Source organism: Vibrio sp. 1288, from assembly GCF_033344475.1.
The window spans coordinates 35214-51087 of record NZ_JAWPOX010000018.1 but is presented as its reverse complement, the minus strand read 5'-3'; the positions used below and the strand labels follow the sequence as shown (position 1 = coordinate 51087).

The 15874-nt window shown below is 45.4% G+C and carries 17 protein-coding genes; all 17 read right to left on the bottom strand.

Features of this window, described 5'->3' with window-relative positions; all coding sequences use genetic code 11:
- Positions 1-72: 72 nt before the first annotated feature.
- The 17 genes from bamB to trmJ all read right to left on the bottom strand — a co-directional run bounded on the left by bamB (position 73) and on the right by trmJ (position 15723).
- On the bottom strand, positions 73-1233 hold the full coding sequence (bamB, locus tag R8O11_RS14660; RefSeq protein ID WP_005381696.1) for an outer membrane protein assembly factor BamB: 1161 nt from the start codon (positions 1231-1233) through the stop codon (positions 73-75).
- Between the two features lie 12 nt (positions 1234-1245).
- Positions 1246-1860: a YfgM family protein gene (locus R8O11_RS14655; RefSeq protein ID WP_005381697.1), complete on the bottom strand. Its 615-nt coding sequence runs from the start codon at positions 1858-1860 to the stop codon at positions 1246-1248.
- Between the two features lie 126 nt (positions 1861-1986).
- Positions 1987-3255, bottom strand: coding sequence for a histidine--tRNA ligase (gene hisS / locus R8O11_RS14650; protein ID WP_005381698.1), 1269 nt, complete (start codon positions 3253-3255; stop codon positions 1987-1989).
- Between the two features lie 26 nt (positions 3256-3281).
- Positions 3282-4400: a flavodoxin-dependent (E)-4-hydroxy-3-methylbut-2-enyl-diphosphate synthase gene (ispG, locus tag R8O11_RS14645; protein WP_005381699.1), complete on the bottom strand. Its 1119-nt coding sequence runs from the start codon at positions 4398-4400 to the stop codon at positions 3282-3284.
- A gap of 6 nt (positions 4401-4406) precedes the next feature.
- Positions 4407-5357 carry a cytoskeleton protein RodZ gene (gene rodZ / locus R8O11_RS14640; RefSeq protein ID WP_005383707.1) on the bottom strand — a complete coding sequence of 317 codons (951 nt, stop codon included), beginning with the start codon at positions 5355-5357 and terminating at the stop codon, positions 4407-4409.
- A gap of 435 nt (positions 5358-5792) precedes the next feature.
- Positions 5793-6920 (bottom strand): bifunctional tRNA (adenosine(37)-C2)-methyltransferase TrmG/ribosomal RNA large subunit methyltransferase RlmN, encoded by a 1128-nt coding sequence (locus R8O11_RS14635; RefSeq protein WP_017633913.1) that lies wholly within the window; start codon positions 6918-6920, stop codon positions 5793-5795.
- Positions 6921-7293: 373 nt separating this feature from the next.
- The gene (gene ndk / locus R8O11_RS14630) at positions 7294-7719 is read right to left on the bottom strand and encodes a nucleoside-diphosphate kinase (protein WP_005381702.1); all 426 of its coding nucleotides are present in this window, start codon (positions 7717-7719) and stop codon (positions 7294-7296) included.
- Between the two features lie 95 nt (positions 7720-7814).
- On the bottom strand, positions 7815-9113 hold the full coding sequence (pepB, locus tag R8O11_RS14625) for an aminopeptidase PepB (protein WP_206954192.1): 1299 nt from the start codon (positions 9111-9113) through the stop codon (positions 7815-7817).
- A gap of 162 nt (positions 9114-9275) precedes the next feature.
- The gene (iscX, locus tag R8O11_RS14620; protein WP_005381711.1) at positions 9276-9470 is read right to left on the bottom strand and encodes a Fe-S cluster assembly protein IscX; all 195 of its coding nucleotides are present in this window, start codon (positions 9468-9470) and stop codon (positions 9276-9278) included.
- Positions 9471-9514: 44 nt separating this feature from the next.
- The gene (gene fdx / locus R8O11_RS14615) at positions 9515-9853 is read right to left on the bottom strand and encodes an ISC system 2Fe-2S type ferredoxin (RefSeq protein ID WP_005381713.1); all 339 of its coding nucleotides are present in this window, start codon (positions 9851-9853) and stop codon (positions 9515-9517) included.
- A gap of 13 nt (positions 9854-9866) precedes the next feature.
- Entirely contained in the window at positions 9867-11720 is a 1854-nt protein-coding gene (gene hscA / locus R8O11_RS14610; RefSeq protein WP_053302969.1) for a Fe-S protein assembly chaperone HscA, read from the bottom strand.
- Between the two features lie 21 nt (positions 11721-11741).
- On the bottom strand, positions 11742-12257 hold the full coding sequence (gene hscB / locus R8O11_RS14605; RefSeq protein WP_253657040.1) for a co-chaperone HscB: 516 nt from the start codon (positions 12255-12257) through the stop codon (positions 11742-11744).
- Positions 12258-12312: 55 nt separating this feature from the next.
- Positions 12313-12636: an iron-sulfur cluster assembly protein IscA gene (gene iscA, locus R8O11_RS14600; protein WP_005381717.1), complete on the bottom strand. Its 324-nt coding sequence runs from the start codon at positions 12634-12636 to the stop codon at positions 12313-12315.
- Between the two features lie 70 nt (positions 12637-12706).
- On the bottom strand, positions 12707-13090 hold the full coding sequence (gene iscU, locus R8O11_RS14595) for a Fe-S cluster assembly scaffold IscU (RefSeq protein ID WP_005381718.1): 384 nt from the start codon (positions 13088-13090) through the stop codon (positions 12707-12709).
- Positions 13091-13128: 38 nt separating this feature from the next.
- Positions 13129-14343: an IscS subfamily cysteine desulfurase gene (locus R8O11_RS14590; RefSeq protein WP_005381719.1), complete on the bottom strand. Its 1215-nt coding sequence runs from the start codon at positions 14341-14343 to the stop codon at positions 13129-13131.
- A 28-nt stretch (positions 14344-14371) separates the two neighbouring features.
- Positions 14372-14878 (bottom strand): Fe-S cluster assembly transcriptional regulator IscR, encoded by a 507-nt coding sequence (iscR, locus tag R8O11_RS14585; protein WP_005381720.1) that lies wholly within the window; start codon positions 14876-14878, stop codon positions 14372-14374.
- Between the two features lie 125 nt (positions 14879-15003).
- On the bottom strand, positions 15004-15723 hold the full coding sequence (trmJ, locus tag R8O11_RS14580; RefSeq protein ID WP_017633919.1) for a tRNA (cytosine(32)/uridine(32)-2'-O)-methyltransferase TrmJ: 720 nt from the start codon (positions 15721-15723) through the stop codon (positions 15004-15006).
- Positions 15724-15874: the final 151 nt, after the last annotated feature.

Genomic DNA, 15874 nt, shown 5'->3' with positions numbered 1-15874 from the left:
TAATAAATTCAAACAACAAAACGGCTCCTAGCTGTCACCAGCCAGGAGCCGAATGTGAATTATATCACGATATTATTCGTTAATGGTTAGTTTCTTTACATCGCCGTTGCGAGTTGTAATCACATAACCATCCGACAATAACGTCGGGCCAACTGCCAAGCCACTATCATCGACAAACTGCTGCGCAACAAATTCGCCCGTTGAACGATCCATCCAGTGAAGGTAACCAAGCGTGTCACCGACAACGAGATAATTGCCAACAATAACTGGCGCTGTAAGTTGTCGGTGCTCAAGCAAGCTGTTTTCCCACAACTCAGTTCCGCTTCGTGAATCAACGGCAACAACATGATCTTTTTCCGTTATCACAAAGATGCGACTACCATCTGTAGAAATGTCTGTCGCAGATGAGTAATTACGCTTCCAAATCGGGTTCGCTGAACGCAAGTCAATAGCGATAAGTTGGCCATTGTATCCAATGGTGAAAAGAGTACCGCCTAGCACAATTGGCGATGAATCAACGTCAACCAAACGATCAATTTCTGTCGCGCCTTTTGGCGTACCAACAGGCTGTTGCCAAATCAACTGACCACGCTCAACGATAGCAGCTGCGAGTCGGCCATTTGCCGTTCCCCAAAATACACCGCCACCAATTGCAGTCGGAGTACTGTCGCCACGTAAAGTTAAGTTCGGCACTTCTGTACTCAATGCCCAGCGTTGCTCACCTGTACTCTCATTAAGGGCAATCAACATGCCTCGGCTAGTATTGATGATAATAAGGCCTGAATCTGCAACTGGCTTCGCCAGTACCTCACCACCAACTTTTACACGCCAAACAATTTCACCTGTTTCTTGGTCAAGAGAGATGACTTCACCATTCTCAGAGCCAATGTAAAGGTTTCCGTATGCCGCTGTGATACCACCAGAGAGACGAGCAATGACATCTTCTTCTAGGTCCGTTTGCCAACGTTGTTTACCATTCTCAGGATCCAGCGCTTTTACTAAGCCATCACGACTTGCCACGAACAATGTATCATTCGCAAATACAGGGGATAGCTTTGAAAAGTAATGACCGACACCATCGCCAACCGATGTGCTCCACTCACTACTGGTTGTAAACTGACTGTCTACCTGAGGTAGTGGCGCCATTACAATGGTGTCTTTCTCACCTGCACAACCGGCAAGTACTCCCATTGTTAACGCCCCTAGCAAGGCTTTCTTAAAGACTCTTTTCATCCAATGCGGTCCTTATTTCGCCAGATCGTCCAATTTCATTTGTAGTGTCGGGCTTGCATCTGCCGCTTGCTGAGCTTCAGTATACGCAGCGTACGCAGCATCTTTGTCACCTTGGCGAATCGCAATATCGCCACGAAGTTCAGCAATACGACCTGTCCATGCTGTATCAGTGACGTTACTTAGCTCTGCCGTTGCAGCGTCGAAGTTACCCATTTCCGTCTCAATACGCGCAATGCGGTAACTAATCAATGGTAACAACGCAGCATCTTGAGTGTTGCTTTGCGCCCACTTCAGTTGCTCCAATGCAGCAGAAAGGTCTTGAGCTTCAACTTGTGCTTTAGCAAGTTGTAGCGCAGCCAATACTGAATATTCTTTTACTTCATTTGACTCAATGAAAGCTTTCACGTCAGCTTGAGCATCAGTGCCTTTGTCTTGCAAAGCATTCATTGCTGTCGTGTAGCTTTGAGAAGCTGCTTCACTCGCCTGAATCACAGAATCCTGGTAGTAACGCCAGCCGAATAGACCACCTAAACCAACAACCGCACCGATGATGACGGCTTTGCCGTTTTCCTTCCACCAGTCTTTAATGGCTTCAACTTGTTGTTCTTCAGTATCGTAAAGTTCCACTTCCTGTCCTCTTAAAACATGTAAATGGCAGCTTAGCTGCCATTGTTCCTATTTCGTTTAAAGGCTCCACATTTGGGAGCCTTAGCTTACGAACTAGGATGTAATTTTGTTAGATTACTAAAAGACTTAAATCAGTGCTGCGATCTTTTCTGCAACTTCTGCTTGGTTGTAAGTCTCTTGCTCACCACCAGCTAAGTCTTTCAGTACTACGGTATTATCCGCAACTTCGTTTTCACCCAGAACTAATGCTACAACAGCACCAACTTTGTCTGCGCGTTTAAACTGTTTCTTGAAGTTACCGCCACCGAAGTGATTCATCACACGAACGCCTGGAACAGACTCGCGAAGCTGTTCTGCTAGCTTCATTCCTGCCATCATGGTGCCTTCACCCGCTGTGACTACGTACACGTCAACACTGCGACGAACGTCTGTCAGTTCCAACGTTTCTAGCATCAGTACTAGACGCTCTAGGCCCATTGCAAAGCCAACCGCTGGTGTTGGTTTACCACCTAATTGCTCTACAAGGCCATCGTAACGACCACCACCACATACAGTGCCTTGAGCACCTAGGCTCTCGGTGATCCACTCAAATACCGTGCGATTGTAGTAATCCAGACCACGAACTAGACGTTCGTTAACTGTGTATTTGATACCTGCGGCGTCTAAAAGTTCACATAGACCTGCGAAGTGTGCTTTAGATTCTTCACCCAAGTAATCTGAAAGGCGAGGCGCATCACCTAAAATAGCTTGAACGTCTGGGTTCTTCGTATCCAGAACACGCAGTGGGTTCGTGTGCATGCGACGCTTACAATCTTCATCTAGCACATCAATATGTTGCTCAAGGAATGCAACCAGTGCAGTACGGTAGTCTGCGCGGTCTTCTTGAGAACCGATAGAGTTCAGCTCAAGACGAACATGTTCATTGATACCTAGCTCACGCCATAGACGCGCCGTCATCATGATAAGCTCTGCATCAACATCTGGACCATTTAGACCAAACACCTCAACACCACACTGGTGGAATTGACGGTAACGACCTTTCTGCGGACGTTCATGGCGGAACATAGGCCCCATGTACCACAGACGCTGTTCATCACGGTTGATCAGGCTGTTTTGGATACATGAACGTACACAACCCGCCGTACCTTCTGGGCGAAGTGTTAGGCTGTCGCCGTTACGGTCATCAAAAGTGTACATTTCTTTTGAAACGACGTCTGTTTCTTCACCAACAGCGCGGCTGAATAGGTTTGTTTCTTCAACGATTGGCATGCGCACTTCGTTATAACCGTATGCGCTAATTACATTTTTCACTGTGTTTTCTAATTTTTGCCACAGTGGCGACTGAGTTGGGAGGCAATCGTTCATGCCTCGAATTGCTTGAATTGTTTTTGCCACAATACTTACCGTAATTCTCGTTGAGATTAATCTTGTACTTTAACTTCGATGCGGTTTTCGCCATTCATCATAGCTGCTTTCGCACGGATCTTAGCTTCTAGCTTATTCACAAGGTCATCGTTATCAAAGCGCTCTTTCTGGCGTTTACCATCTTCGTAGAATGCGCTCTTCTTGTTACTACCTGCTAGACCTAAGTGAGAAACTTCTGCTTCACCAGGGCCGTTTACCACACAACCGATGATAGACACATCCATTGGAGTGATGATGTCTTCTAAACGTTGCTCCAGTGCATTCACCGTACCAATCACATCGAATTCTTGGCGTGAGCAGCTTGGGCACGCAATAAAGTTGATGCCTCGAGAGCGAATGCGCAGAGATTTAAGGATGTCGAAACCAACTTTGATTTCTTCAACTGGATCGGCAGCCAAAGAGATACGCAGCGTATCGCCTATCCCTTCAGATAACAGCATACCTAAGCCAACAGATGACTTAACAGCGCCAGCTCGAGCACCACCCGCCTCTGTGATACCTAAATGAAGAGGCTGATCGATTTTCTTCGCCAGCAGACGATATGAATCCACCGCAAGAAAAACGTCTGAAGCTTTCACGCTAACTTTAAATTGGTCAAAGTTAAGACGATCGAGATGATCTACGTGACGCATCGCCGACTCAACCAAGGCTTCTGGCGTAGGCTCACCGTATTTCATCTGTAGATCTTTTTCCAAAGATCCACCATTGACACCAATACGGATCGGGATGTTTTTATCGCGAGCGCAATCAACAACAGCGCGAATGCGCTCTTCATTGCCGATGTTACCTGGGTTGATACGTAAACAGTCAACTCCGTACTCCGCAACTTTCAGCGCGATACGATAGTCGAAATGAATATCAGCCACTAATGGTACAGAAACTTGCTGTTTAATCAGTTTGAAAGCTTCTGCTGCGTCCATCGTAGGTACAGAAACTCGAACGATATCTGCGCCGACTTTTTCTAGTGCTCGGATTTGAGCGACTGTCGCTTCTACGTCAGTCGTGCGAGTGTTAGTCATTGACTGTACTGCAATTGGCGCACCATCACCAATTGGCACATCACCCACATAAATACGCGTCGATTTACGACGAATAATTGGAGATTCGTGTTGCATAATTTTTTATAACGGTAGAGTGAATCTAGCTACTTTGCCTGAAGTATACCCAGAAAGGTCGACAGGTTCACTTGCAAATGTCATTGTAACCCCTTCCGGTGCGCCTAATATCACTTTAAATGGCGCTTTTCCGGTAAGTTCTACATCTTGTCCTGGCTTATGAGTACCACTTACCAGCGTTTTACCATTGGTGTCTTTTACTTGAATCCAACAGTCCGCTTTAAACTTCATAGTAAGAAGTGTCATGCCTTCAGGTACTACTGGCGCAGGCTGTTCCTCTTCCGCCGCTTCAATCACGGCAACAGGTTCTTCAGAATCTACGCTTGTTGTATTTTCAGTTTCAGTCAGCAAAGGATCCGCCCCTTGCTCAACGGGTGCTTCAGTCAATTCAGCAACACCTTCATTAGTTGAAGCAACTTCTTCAGGAGTGCTTGCGATTAACTCTTCAGCCGTCATCAAATCGATATCAGCTAATTCTTGAGCAGTGGGCTGCGGCGCTTCAACACTTGAATCCGTTACTTCCTTAGTTAGGCTATTCTCTTGTTGGTTTTGCCACCACCATGCCGCTGAAATGCCAATAATGACCAGCCCGATAACCCAAGTAAGGAGCATAATACGGCTATTGTGCTTCTCGTCTTTTGTTTTACGAGAGAAGCTTTGCATTTCAATTTCTTGCTCTTGAGGCTGAGCATCGGCAGTCTGCTCTAACGCCGTCAAAACCACCTTCTCATCAAGACCTACGAATTTAGCGTAAGAGCGTAAGTAACCACGTGTAAATGTCGCGACTTGTTGAGATTCAAATCGGTTATTTTCAATATCTTCAATCACAGAAATGCGAAGCCTCAGGCGATCGGCAACTTGCTTTTGGCTCATTCCCAAGGATTCACGTTTGTTTTTCAGTAATGTGCCAGCTTCAATAGAGAGTGGCACTTCATTCGTATTTTCGTGTTCTGTCATAATGGCGGTATTTAATCTGTTTTAGTGGCTAACGTAGTCATGTATTTTCGTTATTGTTCTTAAGCCTCTTTAAAGATAGCTAGCCTAAACGCGTTAACCAAAAATAATAATTTTAAGAAACTCTCAGCGATCTGAGTGCGAATACCCGTTTTGCAAAAATCAGCAAAACGTATGTGAGAAAGTGCTGAGAATTATCGGTGTCATCGTTAGTGTTACATATCATGATAAGCGAATGCGCAACGAAGACAAAAACTCTTTACACTCAAACTAACAGATAGCTCAAGCTTTTGTCCAAACTTTGACAAAGGAATTCGAAATTATACCCAAATAACCTTAAGTTGAAGAGTGATAGTCCCAAATCTTGGCGAAAATGTCCTAAACAATAAACAAAATAGCCAGAGCGAATGGCTCTGGCTATTTTTGAATTCCGGTCGTTTATACAGCTTTCACTTCAATGGTATCGGCACCGCGTGACGCTTTCAGCATTGCCGTACGTTTAGTTCGGTCAATTACATCACCGACCAACTGACCACATGCGGCATCAATGTCATCACCACGTGTTTTACGAACCGTAACTGTGTGCTCGTATTGCATCAATGTTTTTTGGAAGCGATCAATACGTGAGTTACTTGGTTTCTTGTAAGGTGAACCTGGGTACGGGTTAAACGGAATCAAGTTAATCTTACATGGTGTGTCTTTCATCAATTCAGCCAGCTCGCGTGCATGGTCCATGTCATCGTTCACATGATCAAGCAACACGTACTCGACTGTTACCTTGCCACGGTTTGCATTCGATGAAGCAATGTAACGACGAACGGATGCTAGGAAATCTTGAATATCCCAACGATCGTTAATTGGCATGATTTCACTACGCAGCTTATCGTTTGGTGCATGAAGAGAGATCGCCAACGCAACGTCGATTTTGCCCGTCATCTGATCAAGACCAGAAACCACACCTGATGTTGATACGGTTACGCGACGCTTCGACAAACCAAAGCCAAGGTCATCCAACATTAACTCCAGTGCTGGAATCAAGTTCTTCATATTAAGAAGCGGCTCACCCATGCCCATCATCACGACGTTCGTAATTGGGCGACGGCCTGTTTCTTTCTCAAGACCAATTTCACGTGCAGCACGCCACACCTGACCGATGATCTCTGAAACTTTCAAGTTACGGTTAAAGCCCTGCTGTGCTGTTGAGCAGAACTTACATTCCAATGCACAACCTACTTGAGAAGATACACAAAGCGTTGCGCGATCATCTTCTGGAATGTAAACCGTTTCTACATCCTGATCACCAACCTTCATTGCCCACTTGATCGTGCCGTCTGAAGAATGCTGAGCTTCTGCTACAGTTGGTGCTTTAATTTCACACTTGTGTAAAAGCTTTTCGCGCAGCTTCTTGTTGATGTTTGTCATTTTTTCGAAGTCATCTACACCGAAATGGTAGATCCACTTCATAACCTGATCGGCACGAAACGCTTTCTCGCCAAGTTCTTCCGCGAAAAACTGACGCATGCCTTTGCGATCAAAGTCGAGTAGATTGATTTTTTCAGTGGTCATGTTGCCTCTCAATGACTGAAACAAGAATAAGGGCGCGAATTGTACAGCCTTTATTCAGCTACAACAAGGGGTGTAAGACCCTGAGTTTGCTAAGGCATTAAAATAAAAACGATTAAATTTTAATCAGACTTTACGGTGAGAATAATGATTAGACAACCGGCAGCAAAAGCGTAGAAGTGGTGCAGAGAAAGCAGTGAGAAGAAACACACGTAACTAAGCTTTCCCCCCTGTAAGGTGCTCAGATTAGCCAACGTCTTCGCGAGTACTTACGAATGAACTCGCCGATGAAATGGAGAACGCGGAATAAAAAACCTCGGACAATTCCGAGGTTATTACGAACTAGATCATCACGCAAAAGTGATGCATGAACGAGTTAGCGAGAGAAAACTTCTGATTCAGGGAAGAAAAACTCAATTTCACGAGCGGCAGACTCAGGGCTATCTGAACCATGAACTGAATTGTGACGCATGCTGAGTGCGTAATCAGCACGCAAAGTGCCACATGCCGCGTCCTCTGGGTTGGTTTTACCCATTAGCTCGCGGTAACGTGCAATCGCATTTTCGCCTTCCAATACCTGAACCATAATAGGACCAGATGTCATGAACTCTTTTAGAGGAGGGAAAAACTCTTTACCTTCATGCTCTGCATAAAAGCCGCTTGCCTGATCTTCTGTCAGGTGAACCATTTTGGCAGCGATGATACGTAGGCCAGCCTTTTCAATACGATTGTAGATTTCACCAATTAGGTTTCGCTCTACAGCATCAGGCTTAATGATTGAAAATGTTCTTTCTAGAGCCATAAAATTTCCTTTCTGTACTTGTAATAATAGTTGTGCTTTTAAAGTGACTTACTGGGTAAGAGCAGCACTCAAACAAGAGAGTGCTGCAATCAATCTTATTTTCCAGCTTGCTCATTGAGGAAACGAGCAAGTGTACGAACACCCATACCCGTTGCTCCCGCAGCCCATTTATCAGAAGCGGCTTTACGATACGTACCCGCACAGTCGAAATGTAACCAGCCTTTTTTGTAGTCCTCAACGAAGTAAGACAAGAATGCAGCTGCAGTGCTTGCACCTGGAGAATAATCACCAGAGCTGATATTCGATAAATCGGCAAAATTAGATGGCAGCATTTCTCGATGGAAGTCAGCAAGTGGTAGCGGCCACAAGCCTTCTTTTTCCTGGTTTGCCGCCGTAAGCGCTTGATGCGATAGCTCATCATCAAAGCTCATTAGCGCATGGTAATCGTTACCTAACGCATTCTTCGCTGCGCCTGTTAGCGTCGCGCAGTCAATAATTAACTCAGGCTTTTGCTCACTAGCGTAGATAAGACCGTCTGCAAGCACCAAGCGACCTTCCGCGTCGGTATTCATAATCTCAACGGTTTTGCCGTTTTTGTAAGTGATGATGTCGCCAAGCTTAAGGGCACGGCCAGAAACCATGTTCTCAGCACAACACAAGATCAGTTTTACGCGCTTGTTCAAACCGCGTAAGATAGCTAACCCTAGGCCACCAGTGATAGTACCCGAGCCACCCATATCTGCTTTCATTGCACTCATGAAGTTAGAAGGCTTCAAGCTGTAACCACCGGAATCAAAGGTGATGCCTTTACCCACAAGACATGCGAATACAGGTGCGTTTTCGTCACCAGTTGGGTTGTAGTCTAACTGAAGCATCGCAGAAGTACGCTCAGAACCACGGCCTACTGCGTAAATACCTTCCCAACCTTCTGCCAACAAGTCTTTGTCTTTGACGATACGTGCTGTCACCGTGCCTTTCGGCGCAACAGATTTAATGAATTCAGCAGCCATTGTCGCTAGCTGACGAGGAGCAACTTCTTCTGCCGTTTTGTTGATAATATCGCGGGTAAAATCAGTCGAAGTAATACGAGCTTGAAGCTCTGCTTGATCTTCATCAGACAATGCTGCCCACTCAACTGAGCCATGTTTTTTAGGGTTACGGAACCCTTGGTGGAAAGCCCATACGCTCTCTAGATCCCAGTTATCACCAGAAAGAAAAATAGAACGAATTCCTTGGCCATCTAGCTGACGAGCTGCACGTTGAATTGCGCCGAGATCATGACCTTCACCTAAGTGAATAGTTGCGCCGTTTTCAGCGAATGAAAGCAGTGCTTTTTCACCCCAATGTGGTGCTGCCGACTCTTGACTTAAAAATACAGACATCTGTGTAGACATGGTTTCTCCTTGTCTTATAGCAGCGTTGCCTACGCTGCTTCTTTTTAATAACTCACGGATGTTAGCATTATGTAGGGCAAAAATGTCAATTGGATAAAAAAAACGGACCTAAAGGTCCGCTTTTTTTAGTAAGAATTGTTAACTAGGCTGTGTTTTACAGACTTAGTCCGCTTCGTCCATCCAGCACATGATAACGGCTTCTAGAATCTTTTCATTAGAACGGTTTGGCTCATCGTCAAACTCATCTAACTCCATGATCCATTGATGAAGATCGGTAAAACGCACTGTTTTTGGATCGACATCTGGAAACTTGTCACAAAGTTCAATCGCGATATCGCGAGAATCTGTCCATTTCATTGCTCATCTTCCTTTTGCTTCTTCCCTATATTGGGAAGATAGTTTTAGTGATCTTCTGAAGCGTGGTTTAGTGTGTATTTAGGAATTTCTACCACCAAGTCTTCATCAGCAATTCTCGCCTGACACCCTAGGCGTGACTCAGGCTCTAGACCCCACGCTTTATCTAGCATGTCGTCTTCTAGTTCTTCACTTTCTTCTAGTGAATCAAAACCTTCACGGATGATTACGTGGCAGGTAGTACACGCACATGACTTCTCACACGCATGTTCAATACCGATACCGTTTTTTAGCGCTACGTCTAGAACGGTGTCACCAGAGTTTGCTTCCAACACTGCACCTTCTGGGCACAAATCGTCGTGTGGTAATACAATAATCTTAGGCATAACTACTTATCTCTTATATATCGTCTACTGATTGACCTGACAACGCAGCTCGAATCGATTTATCCATACGGCGTGATGCGAAATCTTGGCTCGCTTTATCGGTATCTTTAATGCCTTGCTCTATCGCATCTGCATCATCACCATTACGCAGCTCAATCAAGGCTTCGATGGCTTTAATCAAGTTTTGTTTCTCTTGTTCTGATAGTAAGTCATCACCATCAGCTTGCATCGCTGCAATCAAACCTTCTATCACTCGGTCGGCTTCAACACGCTGCTCAGCTAAGGCACGAGCTTGCATGTCTTCTTTTGCGTGCGTCATTGAATCACGCAACATATCCGCCACTTCATTGTCACTTAAGCCGTAAGAAGGTTTTACTTGAATCTCTGATTGAACACCAGTGCTCTTCTCCATTGCCGTAACAGAAAGAAGGCCATCTGCGTCAACTTGGTAAGTCACGCGAATATGTGCCGCACCCGCTGCCATCGGAGGAATACCTTTTAACGAGAAGCGAGCAAGTGAACGACAGTCATCAACCATTTCACGTTCACCTTGTACCACATGAACACTCATCGCCGTTTGGCCATCTTTGAATGTGGTAAATTCTTGCGCACGCGCAACGGGAATCGTAGTGTTGCGGGGGATGATCTTCTCGACCAAACCACCCATGGTTTCAATACCGAGCGACAGTGGAATCACATCAAGAAGCAACATTTCAGAGTCAGGCTTGTTACCCGCGAGAATGTCTGCTTGAATACCCGCACCGATTGCAACAACTTCATCTGGGTTAATGCTTGTCAGTGGTGTACGGCCAAAGAATTCGCCAACCATTTCTCGTACAAGCAATGTGCGTGTTGAGCCACCGACCATGACTACTTCAAGTACATCTTCCGCATCTACATCCGCATCTTTCAGCGCACGGCGGCAAGACATCAGGGTTTTCTTCACTAGCGGACGAATAAGATCTTCGAACTGCTCGCGAGTCACGGTGCCTTTCCAACCAAAAACGTCAACGTCAACACTGTCTTGCTCAGAGAAAGCAATCTTAGCTTCAGTAGCAATGTTCAACAGTGTACGGTTCTTTTCTGCAGAAAGCGGCGCTTCTAGACCCGCTTGCTCCATTAAATAATCGGCAAATAGATGGTCGAAGTCGTCACCGCCTAATGCAGAATCGCCACCTGTTGCTAATACTTCAAATACGCCTTTCGATAAACGTAGGATAGAGATATCAAAAGTACCGCCACCTAGATCGTAAACCGCAATCACACCTTCTTGACCTGAGTCTAGGCCATAAGCAATTGCCGCAGCGGTTGGTTCGTTAAGTAGACGGAGAACATGAAGACCAGCTAATTTCGCCGCATCTTTTGTACCTGCACGTTGCGCGTCATCAAAGTAAGCAGGAACGGTAATAACGACACCAGCTAACTCACCACCTAACGTATCTTCAGCTCGCTTACCCAATACTTTTAGGATGTCCGCAGATACTTCAATCGGGTTTTTGTCACCTTGAGGTGTTTGCAGAATTGGCAGGCCGTTTTCACTCTCTTTAAAACGATAAGGAAGTGAAGAGTAACGGGACTGAATGTCCTTTAATGAACGACCGATCAAACGTTTTACAGAGATAATCGTGTTCTCTGGTTCAAACTCTGCTTTAGCTTTGGCTTCGTGGCCGACCGTTAACGTTTCCTCAGCGTAATTAACGACTGAAGGTAAAATAGTACGGCCCTGCTCGTCCGCAAGTGGAGTTGCATCGCCGCTACGTACAGAAGCAACCAAAGAGTTGGTAGTACCTAGGTCGATACCCGCTGCTAACTTATGCTCATGAGGTGCCGAGCTTTGGCCCGGTTCTGCGATTTGAAGTAGTGCCATGATAGGTCCTTGTCACGCTTACTAGCCGAGGAGTTTGTCTTCGACTAGCTCAATTTCGTTCTTTAGTTTGGCAATGAATTTTAGCTTACGAACTCGGTCTGCGGCTTCAGCCCATAGACCATCATCAAGCTCTTGCTCGACGCTTGCCAGATGCTGTTTGTACATTTTGCTGACCTTAGAGTCGAAGTCAAAAAGCACCGATTCAGGATCGGACTTGTCAGCAATCTCTTCCAGTTCTTCGCGCAGTTCCATTTGCTCCATTAAGAACATCGGATCTTGCATCGTTTGCTGTTCACCTCGGATCTCAACACCTTGCTCTGCGAGGATATACTCGGCGCGAGAAATAGGATTTTTCAGAACTTGATAGGCATCGTTGATTTGCGCCGCCTTTTGCACCGCCATCAAACGGTCACGTTCTGAGCCCGTTGCAAAGTTATCCGGGTGGAAGCGTTTTTGTAGTTCTCGGAACTGAGAAGAAAGAAGGCTACCATCCAGCTTAAACTGACTTGGTAGCCCAAATAATTCAAAGTGATTCATTAAGTTCGGGTCCTAGTAAAGCCTTCCGGACTCGTTTGCCCAGAAGGACAATCAATTAGACGTTGAAGCTTTCACCACAACCACATTCACTTTTCGCGTTAGGGTTGTTGAATTCAAAACCTTCATTCAACCCTTCTTTCACGTAATCCAATTCAGTACCATCTAGGTACACTAAGCTCTTTTGATCGATGATAATTTTCACTCCAGAGAGTTCAAATACTTCGTCTTCTTCATTGAGCTCATCAACAAACTCAAGTACGTATGCCATGCCGGAACAGCCAGTCGTCTTCACTCCAAGACGTAAACCGATACCTTTGCCTCGGTTATCTAGGAATGCTCTTACGCGACTTGCCGCTGATTCTGTCATTGTGATGGCCATACTGCACCTTAGTCTGTCTAAATTTCGATTGGAATGGGAGCGTCAAAGCTCCCATTATATTACGGAATAATTATTCTTGGTGTTTTTTCTTGTAGTCAGCAACCGCTGCTTTGATTGCATCTTCAGCAAGAATAGAACAGTGAACTTTCACTGGTGGAAGCTCTAGCTCTTCAGCAATCTCAGAGTTTTTAATTGCTGCCGCTTCATCAACTGACTTACCTTTTACCCACTCAGTTACTAGTGAGCTTGATGCGATTGCACTACCACAACCGTATGTTTTGAACTTCGCATCTTCGATGATACCTTCAGGTGTCACTTTGATTTGAAGCTTCATTACGTCACCACACGCAGGAGCGCCAACCATGCCGCTACCTACTGATGGATCTTCTTTATCGAATGAACCAACGTTACGTGGGTTCTCGTAGTGATCAATTACTTTTTCGCTGTATGCCATGATAAATTACCTCGAATCCTCTATTTCAATCCCTGAGATTAATGGTGAGCCCATTCAACAGTGCTCAAATCAATCCCTTCTTTGTACATATCCCATAGAGGAGACATGTCGCGTAGCTTAGTCACTGCAACGCGGATTTGTTCAATTGCGTAATCAATTTCTTCTTCAGTCGTGAAACGACCAAACGAGAAACGAACCGAGCTGTGAGCCAATTCGTCATCCATGCCTAGGGCACGAAGAACGTAAGAAGGCTCAAGGCTTGCAGACGTACAAGCACTACCAGAAGATACCGCTAGATCTTTAAGCGACATTAGTAGTGATTCACCTTCTACGAATGCGAAACTGATGTTTAGGTTGTGTGGTACACGCTGCTCAAAGTCACCGTTTACCGTCACTGCTTCTAAGTCTTTCACGCCATCAAAAAGACGGTTACGAAGCGCTAAAGCATGATCGTAATCTTTTTGCATGTCTTCTTTTGCAATGCGGAATGCTTCACCCATGCCTACGATTTGGTGAGTAGGTAGTGTACCAGAGCGGAAACCACGCTCATGACCGCCACCGTGCATTTGCGCTTCAAGACGAATACGAGGCTTACGACGTACGTAAAGTGCACCGATACCTTTAGGACCGTAAACTTTGTGAGCAGAAAGTGAAATTAGATCAACTTTCATCTCTTGAACGTCGATTGGTAATTTACCTGCAGATTGCGCAGCGTCCACGTGGAAAACAATTTTACGCTCACGGCACAGTTCGCCGATCGCTGTAATGTCTTGAACCACACCAATCTCGTTGTTTACATGCATAATAGACACAAGCACGGTGTCATCACGCATGGCTGCTCTAAGCTTCTCTAGATCGATCAAGCCATTTGATTCTGGCTCAAGGTAAGTCACTTCAAAGCCTTCACGCTCAAGTTGACGACATGGGTCAAGAACGGCTTTGTGCTCTGTTTTACAAGTGATTACGTGCTTGCCTTTCTTCGAGTAAAAGTGCGCTGCACCTTTAATCGCAAGGTTGTCTGATTCTGTCGCACCAGATGTAAATACGATTTCGCGAGGATCTGCATTTAGAAGGTCAGCAATTTGCTCACGAGCAGTATCGACCGCTTCTTCTGCCTGCCAGCCGTAACGGTGCGAACGTGACGCTGGGTTGCCAAATGTGCCATCCATTGTCATGTACTGAACCATTTTTTCAGCAACACGTGGATCAACTGGACATGTAGCGGAATAATCAAGATAAATCGGCAGTTTCATTCTCTACTCCAATGTAAAAAGCTGACCGCTAAGAGCGGACGTTTACACCGATGGGCGCGGCGGTTGTATTTTTGTTTGATAGCCCATGGGTTACCGCCAGATCAATGTCCTGACGATCAGAAATTTCGAGTACTTCATTGTCTGTCATCAACTCACCAAGAGTGATGTTATTCAAAAAGTCACTAATGCGAGAGCTTAGGTCACGCCACAGCGTGTGAGTAAGGCAACGTGTTCCACCTTGGCAATCTCCTTTACCTTGGCATTTGGTTGCATCTACTGACTCATCAACGGCAGCAATCACGGTACCAATAGCGATACTGTGAGCGTCGGCACCAAGTCGGTAACCACCACCAGGACCACGAACGCTGGCAACGAGACCTGCTTTACGCAATTTTGAAAATAGCTGCTCTAAGTAAGAGAGCGAGATCCCTTGACGCTCTGAAATATCAGCCAGAGGTACAGGGTTTTGTTGCGAATGCAGTGCCACATCCAGCATGGCTGTCACCGCATATCTTCCTTTAGATGTAAGTTTCATACCACACCGTATCCACATGGTTTGTAATGGTTAAGATTTTTCCATACCTGAGTAATTTGGTCAAGTATTTATTTGACCATTTTACTCAGGTATTCATCCTCACATCTAAAGTGGTTATTATTCACTCAGAACTTCTTTTCTATCGAAGTCAAAACGCCTCGTAGAATATTAAGTTCTTGGGTTTCTGGTCGAGCACGAGAGAACAAACGGCGCAACTTATTCATCACCTGTCCAGGTTGCTCTTTGTTAATAAACTGGGTCTCAACCATCACCTTTTCAAGATGCTCGAAGAACAATTCGAGTTCTCGATGACGCGGGTATTCTTCCGATTCATTTGGGGAAAACTGGCTTTGCTCTAAGTTCAAGTGTGCAACTCGCACTTCGTAACTGAGAGTTTGTACAGCCATCGCTAGGTTAAGCGAGCTGTACTCAGGATTAGCGGGAATACAAACATGGTAGTGGCACTTTTGTAGCTCTTCGTTTGTCAAACCAGTTCTTTCTCGGCCAAACACGAGCGCAACCGGATGCTTTCGGCCTTCAACTGCAAATTTCTCACCGCATTCACGTGGCTCGAGCATTGGCCATTCTAATGTACGAGAGCGGGCGCTAGAACCCACAACAAGGCCACAATCTTCAACCGCTTCTTCTAATGTGCCGACAATCTTTGCATTTTGAGCAATATCACCAGCACCCGCAGCTAAAGCAAGAGTTTGTTCATCCACTTCACATTGTGGATCGACTAATACTAGTTGGTTTAAACCCATCACTTTCATTGCTCGAGCTGCTGAGCCAATATTGCCTGAATGAGAGGTACCTACGAGTACAATTTTTACTTGATCCAACATCTGTGTTTGCTACCTAAATTAAAACCGCAGAATGTTATCATAGTTTTTTAAGACACCCTAGAGGCAAGCAGACCTCTCTTCTCATTCTTGGTTATTGTTCTCGTCCGCAGTATGATCTGTACACTCAGTCGGCCGCAATTAGAGTAAAAAA